This window comes from Microtetraspora malaysiensis (genome assembly GCF_001528665.1).
GTDB lineage: Bacteria > Actinomycetota > Actinomycetes > Streptosporangiales > Streptosporangiaceae > Microtetraspora_A > Microtetraspora_A malaysiensis.
Genome location: NZ_BBYJ01000025.1, coordinates 25,990 through 41,277, shown reverse-complemented (window position 1 = coordinate 41,277; position 15,288 = coordinate 25,990). Strand labels below are relative to the sequence as shown.

The window sequence follows — 15,288 nt, the reverse complement described above, 5'->3', positions numbered from 1 at the left end:
GAAAAGTATGTGTTGGACTCATTGATCGATGCTCGCGCATCCTTGATCCATGACGGAAACCCCGCAGCTCGCGGCCATCACCGCGGGCTAGCCGTTCAGCCGCACATCCATGACATGAACGATCAGAAGGAAGAGAATGACCACCCACGATAGACACCCTCACTCGACCTTGCGGTCATGGCTTGGGGTTTCTGCGATCACCGCCAGTCTGTTCGTCTTTCTCACCACGGAATTGATGCCCGTCGGCCTGCTTACTCCGATCAGCACAAGCCTGAGCATTTCCGTAGGCATCGCCGGGCTGATGGTCACGCTGTACGGCGTGTCAGCCGGGCTGGGCGTGCCGTTCATCGTGGCCTGGACCAGGCGCGTCAACCGGCGCGTTCTGCTGACCACCCTCCTGGCGATTTTGACCCTGGGCAACCTGATCACCGCCATCTCGCCGAACTATCCGCTGGTATTGGCGACGCGGCTCATCATGGGATTCGCCAACGGCGTGTTCTGGGCCATCGGCGTGAGCATGGCGATGCGCCTCGTTCCGGAACGCCACGCGAGCCGGGCGGCCGCGGTCGCGATGTCCGGCATCTCCATCGCCGCGGTCGTGGGCATGCCGCTGGGAACAGCTCTGGAGAGCCTCACCGACTGGCGGACCACGCTTCTCATCTGGGCCGGCCTCGGCGCGCTGGTGCTCCTCGCCGTCGTCGCCACCATTCCCTCGCTGCCGTCGACGAACGCGGTCTCGGCGCGCGAAGTCTTCGGGCTCCCGCTGAAGAACGTGCCGCTGCGTCTGGTGCTGTTCACCGTCGTCCTCTTCGTCCTCGGCCATTTCGGCGCGTACACGTTCGTGCGCCCCTTCCTGGAGCACAGCGCATCCGCCACGCCCCTCTTCATCACCGTGCTTCTGGTGCTTTACGGCGCAGGCGGCGCGGCCGGGAACTTCATCGCCGGATACACGGTGAACAAGAGTTTGCGGGGCAGCTTCATCGCCGGCCTCGCGGGACTCGTGGTGTCCTTGCTGTTGCTGCTCACGGTCGGTCACGGGCCGGCCGGTTCGATCATCTCGCTGACCCTCTGGGGAGTTTCCTTCGGCGTCGTGCAGCTGTGCCAGCTCAACATGACGCAGGCCGCCGCGCCCGACACCTTCGAAGCCGCGATGTCCCTCAACACCATGGCTTACAACACGTCCATCGCGCTCGGCGCCCTCTTCGGTGGACTGTTCGCCGACCATCTGGGCGTCGCAAGTGTCGTCTGGTTCGGCCTGGCACTGACCGCGGCCGCGCTGCTCCTCACGCTCGGCACCCGCCGGAAGACCGCACGCACCGTCCCCGACGACGCGTTGGCACCCGCCGGTAAGTAGGCCAGTCCTCCAACCCTGACGAAGGAGATTGTCAGTGCGCGTGAAAGCCTTTGATCATCTGGTGCTCAACGTGCGGGATGTTGAGCGGGCGCTGGAGTTCTACGCGGGAACCCTCGGACTTGAGGAGGAGCGGGTCGCTGAATGGCGGGCGGGCAAGGCGCCCTTCCCGTCGGTGCGGGTCAACGAGTCCACCATCATCGACCTGGTCCACCGCCCGCGCGGCGAGTCCAACGTGGACCACATCTGCCTCGTCGTGGATCCTGTGGACTGGCAGCAGGTGATCGATTCCGGCGTCTTCGCCGTGCTGGAGGGGCCGGTCAGCCGGTTCGGCGCACGTGGCGTCGCGCAGTCGGTGTACGTGCGGGACCCGGACGGCAACACCGTCGAGCTGCGCTGGTACCCCCAGGACGCCGAGCGGTGAGTCGTGCCGGGGCCGGTCGGCCACGCGATCCCGCGATCGGCGCGCACCTCCGCTCTCCCCTGATCTCGGCGCGCCGGTCCGCGCCGGAGGGCGTCACTCCTGGCCATGGCTCCCGAGGGTGGGCGACCGCATATTCCAGTTGCTCAACATGTGGCTTGGCCCACTATCCTTGGACCCCAAGGCTTAAACTAGAGATACTAGACAAAGCCAAAGGATTCTAGGAGAAGGGTGGTGTGCGCCATGGCCCGGGCCGGATTGACGGCGGATCGGGTGACACTCACCGGCGCCGAACTGGCGGACGATGTCGGGCTCGACCACGTGACCATGTCCGCGGTGGCGCGACGACTCGGGGTGAAAGACGCCAGCCTTTACGCGCACGTCCGCAACCTCGAGGACCTGCGCGGACGGATCGCACTGCTGGCGGCGGACGAGAAGACTATCCGCATCGCGGAGGCCATCGCCGGACGGGCCGGGAAGGACGCGCTGGTCGCGTACGCGAACGCCTACCGGCAGTACGCCCACGACCACCCGGGCCGGTACACGGCGACGCAGATCCCGATACAGATCGATCCCGAGCTCCTGGCCCGGGCGCCCGGGCCGCGGCGCGCGGTCGAGCTGACCTACAGCATGTTGCGCGCCTACGCACTGGACGAGCCTGACCTGACCGACGCGGTCCGGTTGCTGCGCAGCACGCTCCACGGCTTCATCAGCCTCGAGGCCGCAGGAGGGTTCGCGCACGCGCGCCCAGTGGAGGACACCTGGGCCCGCTGCCTCGACGGCCTGCACACCCTCCTGGAGCACTGGCCCGCACACGACGACGACAAAGGAGAGCCGGCGTGACCAGCCCGACCATCGACCACCTGCGCGTGGACGGCGCCACCCTGCACTACGAGGTGCGCGGCCGGGGCCCGCTCCTGCTGCTGATCCCCGGCGGCACGGGCGGTGCGGCCTCCTATGACGGCGTCGCCGACGACCTGGCCGCCGATTACACGGTCGCGTCCTACGATCCACGCGGCCTGTCCCGCAGCCCGCTCGACGACCCGGAGGCCCGGCAGCGGGTCGCGCAGCACGCCGACGACGCGTTCCGGTTGCTGGAGCTGCTGTCTCCGGACGCGCCCGCCCACGTGGCCGGCTGCAGTTCGGGGGCGATCGTCGCGCTGCACCTGCTCGCCACCCATCCCGGGCGGGTCGAACGCGTCGTCGCGCACGAGCCGCCGATGGTGGAGGTGCTGCCCGACGCCGCCGTGCACCACGCGATGCTCGCCCGTGTCCAGGACGCGTTCCACCGGGACGGGCTGATGCCCGCGGTCGCCGAGTTCGCGGCGGGCCTCCGACGGCCCGGCGCCCCACCCGTCGACGTCCGGGCGGCCACCGAGCTACCGCCCCAGGCGGCGGCGCGAGCGGAGCGGACGATGGCCGCCATGCCCTACTTCATCGGGCGTATCGTGCCGAGCTTCATGGCCTACGCCCCGGACGTGGATCGGCTGAAGGCCCTGTCGGACCGGCTCGTGCTCGCGGGCGGAGCGGACTCTGGCGGTGAACTCCCCTATCGTTCCGCCGCCTTCCTGGCCGAGCTGCTCGGCACGGAGCTCATCCACTTCCCCGGCGGGCACACGGGCCTCAGCACGCACCCCGCCGAGTTCGGCGAGCTGCTCCGCAAGGTGCTGAGCGCCTAGTTGTACTGACGCCGAGCGTGTCCTGGACGTCGTCATGCGGGCGGCTGGACCCGCACACGAAATACGAGACACCGATCGGCCCTTCGTACGAAGGACAGCGGGGATACGCGACGACGACGCGACGCGGTCGGCCCGGCGACCAGGGACGTCACGCCATCTTTCCCCAGGGCCCACGGCAACTACGTAAGCGCCCAACTGCACGGTAAGCCGGGAAACGCCACCGGCACGGGGTTAACGAGGACCGCCGACGCCGGCCTGCTGGCGGCGTTCATCCCGCTGGCCTTCACCATCGGCACCGACTTCAAGCCTGCTCCTCGTAGGCCGGTCCTTCGGGAGTGGGCCCGCTGCTCGGCCCTGATCGTCAGCGGCTCTCAGCCGCCAGGCGCAGGCCCAGGGCGACGAGGACCGTGCCACTGACGGCGTCCAGCCGACGCCGGATCATCGGGCGGCGGAACCACGCGCCGGCCCGCCCGACCGCGGCCGCCAGCGTCAGATACAGGACGGTTTCGACGGCCACCTGGAGCACGGCGAACAGCGCGGTCGTGGCGAACAGCGGCCGGTCGGCCGGCACGAACTGCGGATAGAACGCGATCATGAAGGCGGCGATCTTCGGGTTTGCCAGCATCACCACCGATCCCTCGCCGAACGCCCTCCACCATGACGGTGGCGAGCCGGGCTCCTGCTCGCCGGCCGCCACCTTCTCGGCCGCCTTGCCGGTGTCGCGGCTGCGCCAGGCCGAGCGCCAGGCCTTGATCCCGAGGTACAGCAGGAAGCCCGCGCCGACCACCCGCAGGATCAGGAAGGCCACCTCTGAGGCCGCCACCAGGGTGGTGAGCCCGGCGGCGGCGAGCAACGCCCACAGGTACAGGCCCGCCTCCAGGCCCAGCACCGTGGGCACCGCGCCGGAGAAACCGTGCAGGGCCGCACGGCGCAGGATCAGCGCCATCGCCGGGCCCGGCGATGCCGAGATCAGCACCACGGCAAGGGCGAAGGCGGGCAGAGAGGAGATGAGATCCATGAGGCGAATCATGGTGGTGCGTGTTCTGCCCGTTCAACGCCTTTTGCGTTGACGCTCGCCATTGCGGACTGGTCGATGGATCACGCCCGGCGAATCCTCGTGGCCCGCCGCGACTTCGACGACCGCGCCGCGGCAGAGCCGGTCCCCATCCGCTGACGCCCCACAGGTCCGGGCCGATGACACGGAACATGTGGAAACGCCGCACTCTGGTGTACTCCGGAGAGGACAGTCGTGTTGCTCACGGTCTTTCGCAAGACCAGACAGCATGATCAGAGGCAGATCGACCGGGCGGTACGGGCGCAGAAGGTCTGCGAACGTGATCATCGAGGCCCAGTGGCTGTGACGTTCGAAAGGCACGTGTGATGGCCGGCTACCACACCCGTAGGACGCGTTCGGAGTTCGAGGCCGAGGATCCGGAGCGGATCGCCATTCGTGAGGCACTGGCCTTCGGAAAGGCTCTGTACGACCGGCGGATGGCATTGGGGCTGATCGATGTGGTTCGAAGCCCGCGCGGCATGAGCTGTGACGCGCGGGTCACGCCCCGGTGAGGCGTAGGCGCAGCGCCTCGGTGTCGGGGACGAACCAGACGTGCGTGCCGCGGTTGCTCTCGCGGACGAAGTCGCGCAGCGCCGTACTGGCCTCGGTGTACGGGGAGACGTCGCCGACGACGGCCACTCCGAGACGGTAGTTGACGAACTTCTGGAGGAAGTCGCCGGCGACGCGGGTGCGCAGCCGGAAGAAGTCGTCGTGCAGCCGCTCGACCGGCACCGCCACCCAGGCCGCGCCCAGGTACATGGCCTCGCCGATGACGTCGGTCGCGTCGCGCTCCTCACGCATCGAATCGCCGTCCGCCACGCACACCAGGACGGCGGTGCCGCCGAAGTCCCGCAGAGTGTCAGCCACTGGATGCCGCTCCTTCCCGCGCGAGCAGGAACTCCAGGATCGGCCGCGTCTGGTCCGTGATCAGGTGGCCGACCTCGGGGAGGAAGGAGATCCTCACGTGCGGCACGGCCTGCTGGAGGCGGCGGCGGGATTCGTGAGAGTCCACCAGCGTGTCCCGGCCGCCGAGGGCGACCAGCATCGGCATGGTCAGGCCGCGCAGGGCGTCGTCGCCGAAGACCGGCAGCTTCTCCATCCGCGGCCGGAAGTTCCGATGGACGAGCATCACGTACTCGCTGCGCTCCCGGTCCTCCGGCGTCGCCCCGGTTGACGCGGCTCCCATGGCTCGGTTCATTGTCAGCCGCCTGCCCCACCGGCCGAACGGCAGCAGCAGCACCGACCCCAGCAGCAGACCGTACTTCTGCCGGCCGACCCCGGCCGGGCACTGGAGCGCCAGCCGCTCGACCCGCTCCGGACGGCGGATGGCGTAGTCGAGGGCCAGCCAGCCGCCGAGCGAGGTCCCGGCGAACGCCGCGCTCCGGATGCCCAGCGCCTCCAGCACGTCGTCCAGCCACAGCGCGTGGGCGTCGGAGTCCAGGGGCGCGCGCGAGGGCGAGCTCAGGCCCGGCTCGCCGATCATGTCGACGGCGAGAACGCGGAAGTGCTGCGCCCACACCGGCACGTCGGGCATCCACATCGCGGCGTTCGCGCCGGAGCCGTGCAACAGAACCAGCGGCGGCGCGTCCTCGGGACCGCTCGCCATGACGAACGTCTCCCCTTGGCGGGTCGGCACGCGCAGCCGGTCGGCGGGCACCGGCCATCGGTCCAGGTAGGCGAGGTAGCGCTCCCGCAGAATGCGCTCGCCCTCGGTGGATTTGTAGATATCGCTCATTTCGATGGTCCGATCAACGCTTCGATGATTTTGAGCAGCTCAGCGGCGTCCTCCAGGCCGCCGAGGATGACGACCTTCAGCGCGGCTCTCTGTTCGTCGTAGACGGTCTGGACGTGCAGGCGAACGTCCGTGCGCGGGCTGTTGACGGTGGCGATGAGGGCGTTGGCCAGGCGGGACGCGGCGTCGCGGTCGATCCCGTCGATCTGCACGATGCCGGACACCTCGGCCCTCGGCTCCGCCGGGGACGGGGACGAAGACGGGGACGGCGCCGAGCCGCCGGTGAACGCTTCCAGATCCTCGCGCGTGATCCGGTACTGCTTGCCGATGCGGGTCGCCTTCAACCGGCCGTCCCGCACGTAGCCGCGCACGGTCCTGACGTGGAGATCAAGCAGCTCCGCCACCTGGTCGACCGAGTAGTACTGCTGCGCCACCGCATCCCCCTCCGAGGCCCACCTTATGACGTTTTATACCCTATCACTCCCTAAACGCCCAATATTGCGCAGGCTAGATGACGATAGGGAAGGTTGAGGTTAGCGGGTCCGTCGGCGTGTCCCTGAACGGCGCCCTGTCGGCGCCCCGCCTGGATGACACCATCGCCCCCGGCCTGGCCGGGGGGCCGGCGTACGTGGCGATGTGCGGCGTCGCGGGCGGGCTCGACGGCGGAGTGCCGACACCCCACCTCTCGATCATCAGTGTGTGACGGTTCCGAGCTACCGATTCAAGGTTGTTCGCAAGGGTCGCCCAGGGTCGGCCGTGCATCGTTGCGGTCGTCGTCGGATCCACCCCCGGACCGAGGTGGCCGACTGTTGCCAACGAAGGAGATCCCATGAAGCGCACGTTCGTACGCCTGACGGCTGCCTTGCTGTTCGCCGTGTCCGCCACGGCCGGTGGCGTGGCCGTCGCATCGTCCGCGTCGGCCGATGTACCCCTCTGCTGCTGATGAACATGCGGTGAAGAGAAGTGCCTTTGAACGGAAGGCGCAGGGCTCGCCCGAGGTCCTGTCAGCGTCCATCAAAGGCACTTCTCACGTTCAGGAACGCGGGCCGGCGACCGTGGTGGTGCCGGGAGCTCTACCTCCGCCGAGCTTCGAGCCCATCCAGAATCAGGTCCAGGCCATAGCCGAACTCGCTCGTGTGGTCATAGCCCGGCCGCAGGGCGTGGTCGACGATCATCTCCTTGAGGTACGGCAACTCCTCCGCCGGCAGGTGCTCAAGGATGCCGCCGGCCACTTCCTCGACGTCGTCCGGCGTCATCACCGGCAGGTTCGCCTCCTGGAGGACGAACCCGCCGACGTAGCTGTCGATGAGCGAGACGGCATGCGCGGCCATCGGCAGCGTGAACCCCGCCTTCCGCAGGACGCCGAGGACGGCGTCGTGGTGGCGTAGCGTCGCCGGTCCCGGGTCGCGACGAGAATCCATCAGGCCGAGAGCCCAGCTGTGCTGAGACAGGACAGCACGTGCCGAGGAAGCGCGCGCACGGATCGCGTCGCGCCAGTCGTCGAACTCGGCGCTGGGCAGCTCGATCGCCGCGAACACCATGTCGACCACGCCGTCGAGGATCGCGTCCTTGTTCGGTACGTGGTGGTAGAGCGACATCGCCTCCACGCCCAGCTCCTGCGCCACCCGTCGCATCGTGATCGCCTCGACACCGCCGCGATCCGCGACCCGGATCGCGGCTTCCAGCACGAGACCTCTGCTGAGCGGTTGTGGTGGTGGTGACACGACGGCTCCGGGGCATGGGCGGTTGACAACCTTACAAGCGTAAGCCAGCCTTACATGCGTAAGCCGCCTTACAGATGTAAGTCCTCCGGGGCCGGTATCAGCCGGCGGCTCGGTGAATGCCTGACCTGCGACGCGCCCCGCCGGGGTGGGACAAGGAGATCCCGATGCCGATGCCGAAGTGGTGGGGGCACGTGAACAAGAGGGTGTTCAACCCTCGTGCGATCGCGGGCGGGAAGTGGCCGGTGCTGATTCACGTCGGCCGCGCCTCCGGCGCGACGTACCGCACGCCACTCGACGCACATCCTGTCGACGGCGGCTACCTGTTCGTTCTGGTGTATGGATCGCGCTCGGACTGGGTGCAGAACGTCCTGGCGGCCGACGGTGCGCGGCTCCGGGTCGACGGCAGGGAGGTGGAACTCACCACCCCACGCCTCGTCGGGGAAGCCGAGGCGTTCCAGGCCCTCCCCGATGAGGTGGCGCGCCCGCCGAGGCTGTTCCGCATCACCGAGTTCCTCCGCATGGACCTCGTCACACACTGACGATCGACGCCTACTGGGTGGGGTGTCCGCGCATCTTGGCCGGATCAGCCACTTCGCAAGAAGGGAACCTGCGGTCCTCGCGAAGCCCGCTTCACCGGGGGTGCCACCGGAATACGGCAGAAGCGGGTCGCGGGTGTGATCGCTGGTCGTTAGGATCTCGGTGTCCGTGCCGTTGGTGACGGTTTCCGGGGGTTCGGGTGGCGTCGATCGATCGGACCCTGCCGCTGAACATCGAGGACCTGGACTTCGCTGGCCGCCGCGCGCTGGTGAAGGCCAAAGGCGCGCAGTCCAAGGCCCGCCGCCGCGGCCAGGCCCGCGAGGCCTGCTCGCACCCGGCCACACACGCCGAGGCGGCGGCACGTGACCGAGTCGGCCGACCCGTCGATCCTGATCATCCTGACCGACCCGAAACCACCGAGCCCTGGAGTTGACATGGCTGACATGATCGTGCCCGGCCCCGCCACGCGGGACATTCTCGCGATCTTCGAACGCGCGCGATCCCGGCTGTTCGAGCGCCTTGAGGACCTGACCGACGCCGAGTACCACTGGGAGCCGGTCAGCGACTGCATCGGCGTCCGCCCCGGCGACGACGGCCTCTTCCGCGTCGCCACGCTCTTTCCGGAATCGAGTCCGGAGGCGCCGGACCCCGTCACGACGATCGCCTGGCGCATCTGGCACATCGGCAACCTCTGCCTGCGCGGCTACGTGATCTACCTCTTCGACGACGTTCCCGACTACGGCGACCGCGATGTGTGGCCGGGCACCGCCAAAGAGGGCATCCAGGCGCTCGCCGAGGACTGGGAGCACTTCATCTCCCGGATCGCAGCCCTCGGCGACAAGCGCCTGTTGGCGCCGATAGGCATGGGCCCCGGCGGTTGGGCCGATGAGACCTATCTGAAGCTCGCGCTGCACGCTCTGGTCGAGGTCGCGCATCACGGCGGCGAGATCGGCCTGCTGCGCGACCTGTACCTGCGCGAAGGCGTCTGACGTCACGCAGGGGCCTCATACCGCCGGGCAGATCGGGCAGCCGGAAGGAGTAGCGGCCCAGCACATTGACGTGGTGGCGCACGAACGGCTGGGTGCGCCGGGTGTGAAGCTCTTACATACACGGCCTGTGATCCGGGGCGGGTATCACGATCGCCTCGGAACACAGCGCCACGAGATCCTTGGGTGGCCCGAAGCACAGGCCGATCCGAGGTCGGGTACTCAGCGCCTGGTCTCGTACCTGGTCAGGAGTACGCCGTCGGGGAACGTCCGGGTCTCCATCAGGGTCAGGTTCACCCAGTTGTCCAGGGCCGTAAAGAACGGCGTGCCGCTGCCCAGCAAGACCGGTGCGGTGACCAGCACGTACTCGTTGATCAGCCCGGCCCGTGCGGCCGCTGCGGCAAGTGTGGCGCCGCCGATGTCCATGGGGCCACCGTCCTCGGCCTTGAGCCGGGTGATCTCGGTGACCGCGTCGCCGGTGACCAGGCGGGTGTTCCAGTCGACCGTGCTGGTCGTCGAGGAGAACACCACCTTCGGCATGTCTCGCCAGCGGCGGGCGTACTCGATCTCCGCCGGTGTTGCGCCAGGCTGCTGGTCGGCGGTCGGCCAGTGGGAGCTCATCGTCTCCCACAGTTTGCGCCCGTACAGCGCCAGGCCCGTCGCGCCCACCCGGTCGGACCACCACTGGAACAGCTCGTCGCTCGGTACGCTCCAGCCGAGGTCGTCTCCGGGCGCGGCGACGTAGCCGTCCAGGCTCAGGTTCATGCCGAAGGTCAGTTTCCGCATGGCGTCAGTCTCCTGTGAGTCGGTACTCGGCGTACAGACCAACACGGCGCGGAAAAATCATCGGTCAGGCCATACCGAGGGCCGGTTCACCACCACGCCAGTCCGCCGCGAGAACACCAGCCGGTGCCTGCCTGACGGTGAACACCCGGAACCCGGCTCGGGCCGCCAGACGGCAGAACAGCTCGTGGGCGTGGAGCGCGACGCTGATGGGCCGTCCGATGCTGGGGCCGGATAAGATCGACTTATGGTACCTGGCACCTTGTTTCGCTGACACCGGTCGGTGAGCTGACGCAGCAGCGCTGGAGCGCGATGACTCCGGCGCCGGCTCGGCGTGCGCCGAGCCGGATTCCGGGGGCATCCCGGTGCTTCGCCCTGCGTTTCTCACCACGTGGATGACCGGATCATCATCAGCAGAGAAACGAGTGCACACCATGACGTCCAGCGCCTCTTCAGCGCGCTTCACCCACACCCAGGCGGGGCAGACCGCCGTCCTGACCACCCTCGATCCCCGAGAGCCGCTTCTCGACGATCTCGAACCACTGGGTGGCGTGGTCGCCGACGCCCGGGTTGTGGGCATCGGCGAGGGAGCTCACTTCGTCCACGAGTTCAACCTCGCCCGCGCGCGGCTCATCCGCTACCTCCTTGAACGGCACGGCTTCACGCACGTGGCGCTCGAACTCGGCGCCGCCGACGCGGTCGCCGTCAATCCCTGGCTCGCCGGCGACGGCGAGGAGTCCGACCTCTCCCGGCTGAGCGGCCCGCTCACCCTCGGCGTGTTCGGCGAGCTGCTGCACTGGCTGCGCGACTACAACCGGGGCAGGCCGCGCCCCGTCCAGGTCATCGGAATCGATCTGCCGAACACCCTCACCCTGCGGCCGGACCTCGATCCGGTCGCCGAGTACCTGCGGCTGGTCGACCCGGACGCCGGCGACCTCGTCGCGGGCGTCCTGCGGACCGCGGACGAGATCACCGGAGGGTCGGCCGCCGTGTCGGCACCCCAGTGGGGACGCCTCGATCCGGCGGTACGGGACGCGCTCACCGCGGGCCTGGCCCGGCTGTCGCTGCGACTTCGCGCGCTGGAGCCGCTTTACGTCTCCCGTAGTGACCAGCAGCGCTACGACGTCGCCCGGCGGCAGCTGGACGCGGCCTGCCACGCCGACTACATGCTCCAGGCCATGAACAACCTGTTCTCCGGGGCGGGGCTGCCCGGGGACACCTCGGTCCGCGACCGCTTCATGGCGACGTGCGTGCACTGGCACCTGGCTCGCGCCGGCGTCGGCGCGCGGGTCGTGCTGGTGGCGCACAACAACCACATACAGAAGACCCCTGTCACCTTCGGCGGCCACCTCGCCGGTCTGCCCATGGGCCACTACCTGGCGCGGGAACTCGGCTCGCACTACCGCGCCGTGGCCATGACGCACACCGCCGGCGAGGTGCCGGAGATGAGCGTCCCGGCCGAGGGGTCGCCGGTCGGCTTCGCCGTCGAACCCGTCCGCCTGGACGCTCCGGAACCCGGCAGCGTGGAACGAGCGCTGATCGACGCCGGGCTCGGCGAGGTCGTCACCGTGACCGACCTGCGTCGGCCGGACCCGGTGACGGCGTCGCCGGGTCGGATCCGATCGCAGAGCGCCGTGATGGACACCCCGCTTCACCAGGCCTTCGACGCCGTCGTGTGCACGCCCACCGCGACGCTCGACGCCACCGTCGACTTCTGATCGACACGACCGGCCGCGGCGCGAGGCTCCTCGACGCCTCGTGGACCTCGCGCCGCGCCCGCCGGAACGTCCACCGCCGACGGCTGACATCCGCCGGATCCTGTAAGCGCTCACCCATTCATGAGGAGTTCTCAATGTCCCACCGTGCCGTGCCGGCTGTTCCCGCCGATCCGACCGTGCTCCATCCGATGCCCGGACAACCGCGTGTGGTGCTGCTGAAGCCGCTGATCACGTCGCCCCTGATCGAGGTCGGCGAGTTCTCCTACTACGACGACCCGGTTGAGCCGACCGCTTTCGAGACCAGCAACGTGCTGTACCACTACGGACCGGAAAAGCTGATCATCGGGAGGTTCTGCGCACTCGCCGAGGGCGTGCGGTTCATCATGAACGGCGCCAACCACCGTATGGACGGCCCCTCGACGTTCCCCTTCCCGATCATGGGCGGCTCCTGGGCGGAGCACATGGATCTGATCGCCGGCCTCCCCGGACGCGGCGACACCGTGGTCGGCAACGACGTGTGGCTCGGGTACCGGGCGATGGTGATGCCCGGCGTCCGCATCGGCAATGGGGCGATCATCGCCTCCGGTTCCGTCGTCGTCGACGACGTCCCCGACTACGGCATCGTCGGCGGCAACCCGGCCCGGCTCATCCGCCGCCGCCACAGCGACGAGGACGTCGCCCGGCTGCTGCGGCTGGCCTGGTGGGACTGGCCGCTTCCGCACATCACCGAACACCTCCGGACGATCATGTCCGGCAGCATCGACGACCTCGAGGCGGCGGCGCCCGGCCGCCGGTAGCGGCGGCCTCCCCGGCGAGACGGTGATTTTCATACACCCGGCCATGTTTGGCGAAAAATTACAATCTTGCCGAGATTTGCCGACGGCCCTGGCGTGAGAGGCCATCACGGCGATGTGATTACCCGGCCTGAACCCCCACAGGCAGCACGAGAAGGGGTCACATCACGTGAGATCTTCACTCCGGAGTGTCGCGATCACGGGCGCGGCGGTGGCGACGGTGTCGCTGTCCGTCGCGCCCGCCGCGTTGGGCGCCACATCAGCGCGCACTCCCGAGGCACAGGTGTCCTGCGCGGCGACGCTGTCCGCGCCCAGCAGAGAAGCGGCGTTCTCCGAGGCGTCCCGCGCCGCGGGCGTGCCGGAGTCCCTGCTGAAGGCGGTGGCGTACATGCTGTCGCGCTGGGACCAGCACCAGGGCGGGCCCAGCAGCGACGGCGGCTACGGCGTGTTCGACCTGAACACCCGGACGCCCGAGGCGTGGGACGGCGCCGGCAAGGGCCGCACGACCGAGGCGAAGAGCCAGGTCGCGGCGGCGGCCGAGCTGACCGGGCTGACGGCCGCCGCCCTGACCGGCGAGTCGAACGCCAACATCTGCGGCGGCGCGGCGTTGCTGGCGTCCTACCGCGCGTCCGGCGCCTCCGGCCGCGCGTCCACACAGCGGGCAGGCGACGACCTCGCCTCCTGGCAGGGCGCGGTCGCGCGCTTCGGCGCACGGAGCGACTTCGTCCGGCAGGTCTACCAGACCCTCCAGAAGGGCGAGAGCCGCGTCACCGACGACGGCCAGAAGGTGACGCTCGCCGCCGACCCCTCGGTCGCGCTCCCCCGCGCGCAGGCGGCCGTCGCCCCCGCCGTGGACTGCCCGGCCGGGCTCGACTGCGAGTGGCTGGAGGCGCCGTACGCCAAGGGCGCCCCCACGCTGCCGGACGGCACGACCGACTACGGCAACCACGACCTCGCCGACCGGACCGGGCCGGGAGGCCCGAAGCTCAAGTACATCGTCATCCACGACACCGAGGGGTATTACGGACCCTCGGTGCAGCTCGCCCAGGACCCCACGTACCTTGCGTGGAACTACACGATCCGCTCCTCCGACGGCCACATCGCCCAGCACCTCGACGCCAAGGACGTCGGCTGGCACGCCGGCAACTGGTACGTGAACATGCACTCGATCGGCATCGAGCACGAGGGCTTCGCCGGGACCGCGGGCTGGTTCACCGAGGCGATGTACCAGACCTCCTCCGCGCTGGTGAAGCACCTCGCCACGAAGTACGACATCCCGCTGGACCGCGCGCACATCATCGGCCACGACCAGGTGCCCGGGACCGTGTTCGGCAACACCAAGAGCGTCCACTGGGACCCGGGGCCGTACTGGGACTGGGACCACTACTTCGAGTTGCTCGGCGCCCCCGTCGGCGGCACCCGGGAGGCCACCGCGAACGTCGCGGCGGGAGACGTCGTGGAGGTGCGGGCCGGCTACCAGGACAACCCGCAATCTGTGACCGGCTGCGCGCAGGCGTCGCCGCACTCGCCGGACTGCGTCCCCGGGGCGGGCACGAACTTCGTCCCGCTCCGCCAGTCGCCCTCCGAGAGCGCGCCGCTCGCCAAGGACCCGGGGTGGAAGCCGGACGGCGCCGACGGCACGACCTACGCGAGCGACATCAGCGCGCGCGTCACCTCCGGCCACAAGCTCGTCGTCGCCGAGGTCCGCGGCGACTGGCTCGGCGTGTGGTGGGCGGGCTCGCTCGCCTGGCTGCACAACCCGGCCGGCAAGCCCGTGGTCGTCCGCACGCTCGCCAAGACGGTCACCGGGAAGTCGTCCGCGACCCAGCCCGCCTCGATCTACGGTCGGGCCTATCCCGAGGCCGCCGCCTACAACGGCACCGGCATCCCCGTCCAGGCGCTCTCGGCGCTGGAGTACAAGATCCCGGCCGGGCAGTCGTACGCCGTCAGCGACGAGGACGTGGTCACGGACTACTACCGGGCGACGACGTTCGACGGGTCGGCCGCGGGCGACCGCACCGACCTCAAGGGCCAGGACAGGTACTACCAGCTCTGGTACGCCCACCGGCAGGTGTTCGTCCGGGCAACGGAGGTGGACCTGAACGACGCGCGGACGCCCGCGGTGCTCAACACCGCGCCCCCGGCCGTGACCGGCGTCGCGAAGATCGGCTGGTCGCTGAAGGCGTCACCCGGCACCTGGTCGCCGGAGACGGAGACGGTCGCGTACCAGTGGCTGCGTGACGGCGTCCCGGTCAAGGACGCGACCGGGCAGACCTATCACCTCAAGGGAGACGACCGCGGCGCGCGCCTGTCCGTACGCGTGACGGTGTCGGCGGAGGGCTACGCGGACGGCACGGCGACATCGGAGCCGACCGCGCCGGTGACCGCCGCTCCCCCGGCATCCGCCGACGAGAGCTGACCGAGACATGCGGGGGTGACGGCCGGTCGGCCGTCACCCCCCACTCGGCCACCCGCTGAGCACCGTCATCACCGCCGCGTCGTCGGCGCG

General features: G+C 69.3%; 18 protein-coding genes. 12 read left to right on the top strand and 6 right to left on the bottom strand.

Annotated elements, in window-relative coordinates; genetic code table 11:
• Positions 1-136 precede the first annotated feature (136 nt).
• From AWQ71_RS29915 to AWQ71_RS29900, 4 genes are all read left to right on the top strand, one after another.
• Positions 137-1,354 (top strand): MFS transporter, encoded by a 1,218-nt coding sequence (locus AWQ71_RS29915; RefSeq protein ID WP_084259439.1) that lies wholly within the window; start codon positions 137-139, stop codon positions 1,352-1,354.
• Between the two features lie 40 nt (positions 1,355-1,394).
• Positions 1,395-1,775 (top strand): VOC family protein, encoded by a 381-nt coding sequence (locus tag AWQ71_RS29910; protein ID WP_245658587.1) that lies wholly within the window; start codon positions 1,395-1,397, stop codon positions 1,773-1,775.
• A 240-nt stretch (positions 1,776-2,015) separates the two neighbouring features.
• A complete protein-coding gene (locus tag AWQ71_RS29905; protein ID WP_067139152.1) occupies positions 2,016-2,615 on the top strand; it encodes a TetR/AcrR family transcriptional regulator in 600 nt (199 codons plus the stop codon).
• Complete coding sequence (locus tag AWQ71_RS29900) at positions 2,612-3,451, top strand: alpha/beta fold hydrolase (RefSeq protein ID WP_067139149.1); 840 nt, start codon at positions 2,612-2,614, stop codon at positions 3,449-3,451. The genes AWQ71_RS29905 and AWQ71_RS29900 overlap by 4 nt, the downstream gene beginning before the upstream one ends.
• A 361-nt stretch (positions 3,452-3,812) precedes the next feature.
• Here the strand turns inward: AWQ71_RS29900 and AWQ71_RS29895 are convergent, their stop codons facing one another.
• The gene (locus AWQ71_RS29895) at positions 3,813-4,469 is read right to left on the bottom strand and encodes a LysE family translocator (protein WP_067139146.1); all 657 of its coding nucleotides are present in this window, start codon (positions 4,467-4,469) and stop codon (positions 3,813-3,815) included.
• A gap of 362 nt (positions 4,470-4,831) precedes the next feature.
• Here AWQ71_RS29895 and AWQ71_RS29890 point away from each other — a divergent pair, with 362 nt between their 5' ends.
• Positions 4,832-5,017: a hypothetical protein gene (locus AWQ71_RS29890; protein WP_174550774.1), complete on the top strand. Its 186-nt coding sequence runs from the start codon at positions 4,832-4,834 to the stop codon at positions 5,015-5,017.
• Here the strand turns inward: AWQ71_RS29890 and AWQ71_RS29885 are convergent.
• From AWQ71_RS29885 to AWQ71_RS29875, 3 genes are read right to left on the bottom strand one after another with little or no spacing between them, the layout of a single operon-like run.
• A complete protein-coding gene (locus AWQ71_RS29885) occupies positions 5,004-5,372 on the bottom strand; it encodes a DUF4180 domain-containing protein (RefSeq protein ID WP_067139141.1) in 369 nt (122 codons plus the stop codon). The genes AWQ71_RS29890 and AWQ71_RS29885 overlap by 14 nt on opposite strands.
• Positions 5,365-6,240 (bottom strand): alpha/beta fold hydrolase, encoded by an 876-nt coding sequence (locus AWQ71_RS29880; protein ID WP_067139138.1) that lies wholly within the window; start codon positions 6,238-6,240, stop codon positions 5,365-5,367. Before AWQ71_RS29880 ends, AWQ71_RS29885 begins: the two co-directional genes overlap by 8 nt.
• Positions 6,237-6,671, bottom strand: coding sequence for a helix-turn-helix domain-containing protein (locus AWQ71_RS29875; protein WP_067139135.1), 435 nt, complete (start codon positions 6,669-6,671; stop codon positions 6,237-6,239). The genes AWQ71_RS29880 and AWQ71_RS29875 overlap by 4 nt, the downstream gene beginning before the upstream one ends.
• A gap of 116 nt (positions 6,672-6,787) precedes the next feature.
• Between AWQ71_RS29875 and AWQ71_RS42055 the strand changes: the two genes are divergently transcribed.
• Positions 6,788-6,940, top strand: coding sequence for a hypothetical protein (locus AWQ71_RS42055; RefSeq protein WP_157570662.1), 153 nt, complete (start codon positions 6,788-6,790; stop codon positions 6,938-6,940).
• 370 nt (positions 6,941-7,310) lie between these two features.
• Here AWQ71_RS42055 and AWQ71_RS29870 read toward each other — a convergent pair whose 3' ends face one another.
• Positions 7,311-7,961 (bottom strand): TetR/AcrR family transcriptional regulator, encoded by a 651-nt coding sequence (locus tag AWQ71_RS29870; RefSeq protein WP_067139132.1) that lies wholly within the window; start codon positions 7,959-7,961, stop codon positions 7,311-7,313.
• 164 nt (positions 7,962-8,125) lie between these two features.
• Here AWQ71_RS29870 and AWQ71_RS29865 point away from each other — a divergent pair, with 164 nt between their 5' ends.
• The 3 genes from AWQ71_RS29865 to AWQ71_RS29855 all read left to right on the top strand — a co-directional run bounded on the left by AWQ71_RS29865 (position 8,126) and on the right by AWQ71_RS29855 (position 9,487).
• Complete coding sequence (locus AWQ71_RS29865; RefSeq protein WP_067139129.1) at positions 8,126-8,500, top strand: nitroreductase family deazaflavin-dependent oxidoreductase; 375 nt, start codon at positions 8,126-8,128, stop codon at positions 8,498-8,500.
• Positions 8,501-8,697: 197 nt separating this feature from the next.
• On the top strand, positions 8,698-8,931 hold the full coding sequence (locus AWQ71_RS42050; RefSeq protein ID WP_067139126.1) for a hypothetical protein: 234 nt from the start codon (positions 8,698-8,700) through the stop codon (positions 8,929-8,931).
• Between the two features lies 1 nt (position 8,932).
• On the top strand, positions 8,933-9,487 hold the full coding sequence (locus AWQ71_RS29855; protein WP_067139123.1) for a DinB family protein: 555 nt from the start codon (positions 8,933-8,935) through the stop codon (positions 9,485-9,487).
• Positions 9,488-9,706: 219 nt separating this feature from the next.
• Here AWQ71_RS29855 and AWQ71_RS29850 read toward each other — a convergent pair whose 3' ends face one another.
• Entirely contained in the window at positions 9,707-10,270 is a 564-nt protein-coding gene (locus tag AWQ71_RS29850; RefSeq protein ID WP_067139119.1) for a dihydrofolate reductase family protein, read from the bottom strand.
• 431 nt (positions 10,271-10,701) lie between these two features.
• Here AWQ71_RS29850 and AWQ71_RS29845 point away from each other — a divergent pair, with 431 nt between their 5' ends.
• The 3 genes from AWQ71_RS29845 to AWQ71_RS29835 all read left to right on the top strand — a co-directional run bounded on the left by AWQ71_RS29845 (position 10,702) and on the right by AWQ71_RS29835 (position 15,198).
• Positions 10,702-11,985, top strand: a complete 1,284-nt coding sequence (locus AWQ71_RS29845; RefSeq protein WP_084259437.1) for an erythromycin esterase family protein — start codon at positions 10,702-10,704, stop codon at positions 11,983-11,985.
• A 134-nt stretch (positions 11,986-12,119) separates the two neighbouring features.
• Positions 12,120-12,782, top strand: coding sequence for a CatB-related O-acetyltransferase (locus AWQ71_RS29840; RefSeq protein WP_218002020.1), 663 nt, complete (start codon positions 12,120-12,122; stop codon positions 12,780-12,782).
• 166 nt (positions 12,783-12,948) lie between these two features.
• Positions 12,949-15,198: an N-acetylmuramoyl-L-alanine amidase gene (locus AWQ71_RS29835; RefSeq protein WP_157570661.1), complete on the top strand. Its 2,250-nt coding sequence runs from the start codon at positions 12,949-12,951 to the stop codon at positions 15,196-15,198.
• The last annotated feature ends 90 nt before the right edge of the window (positions 15,199-15,288 follow it).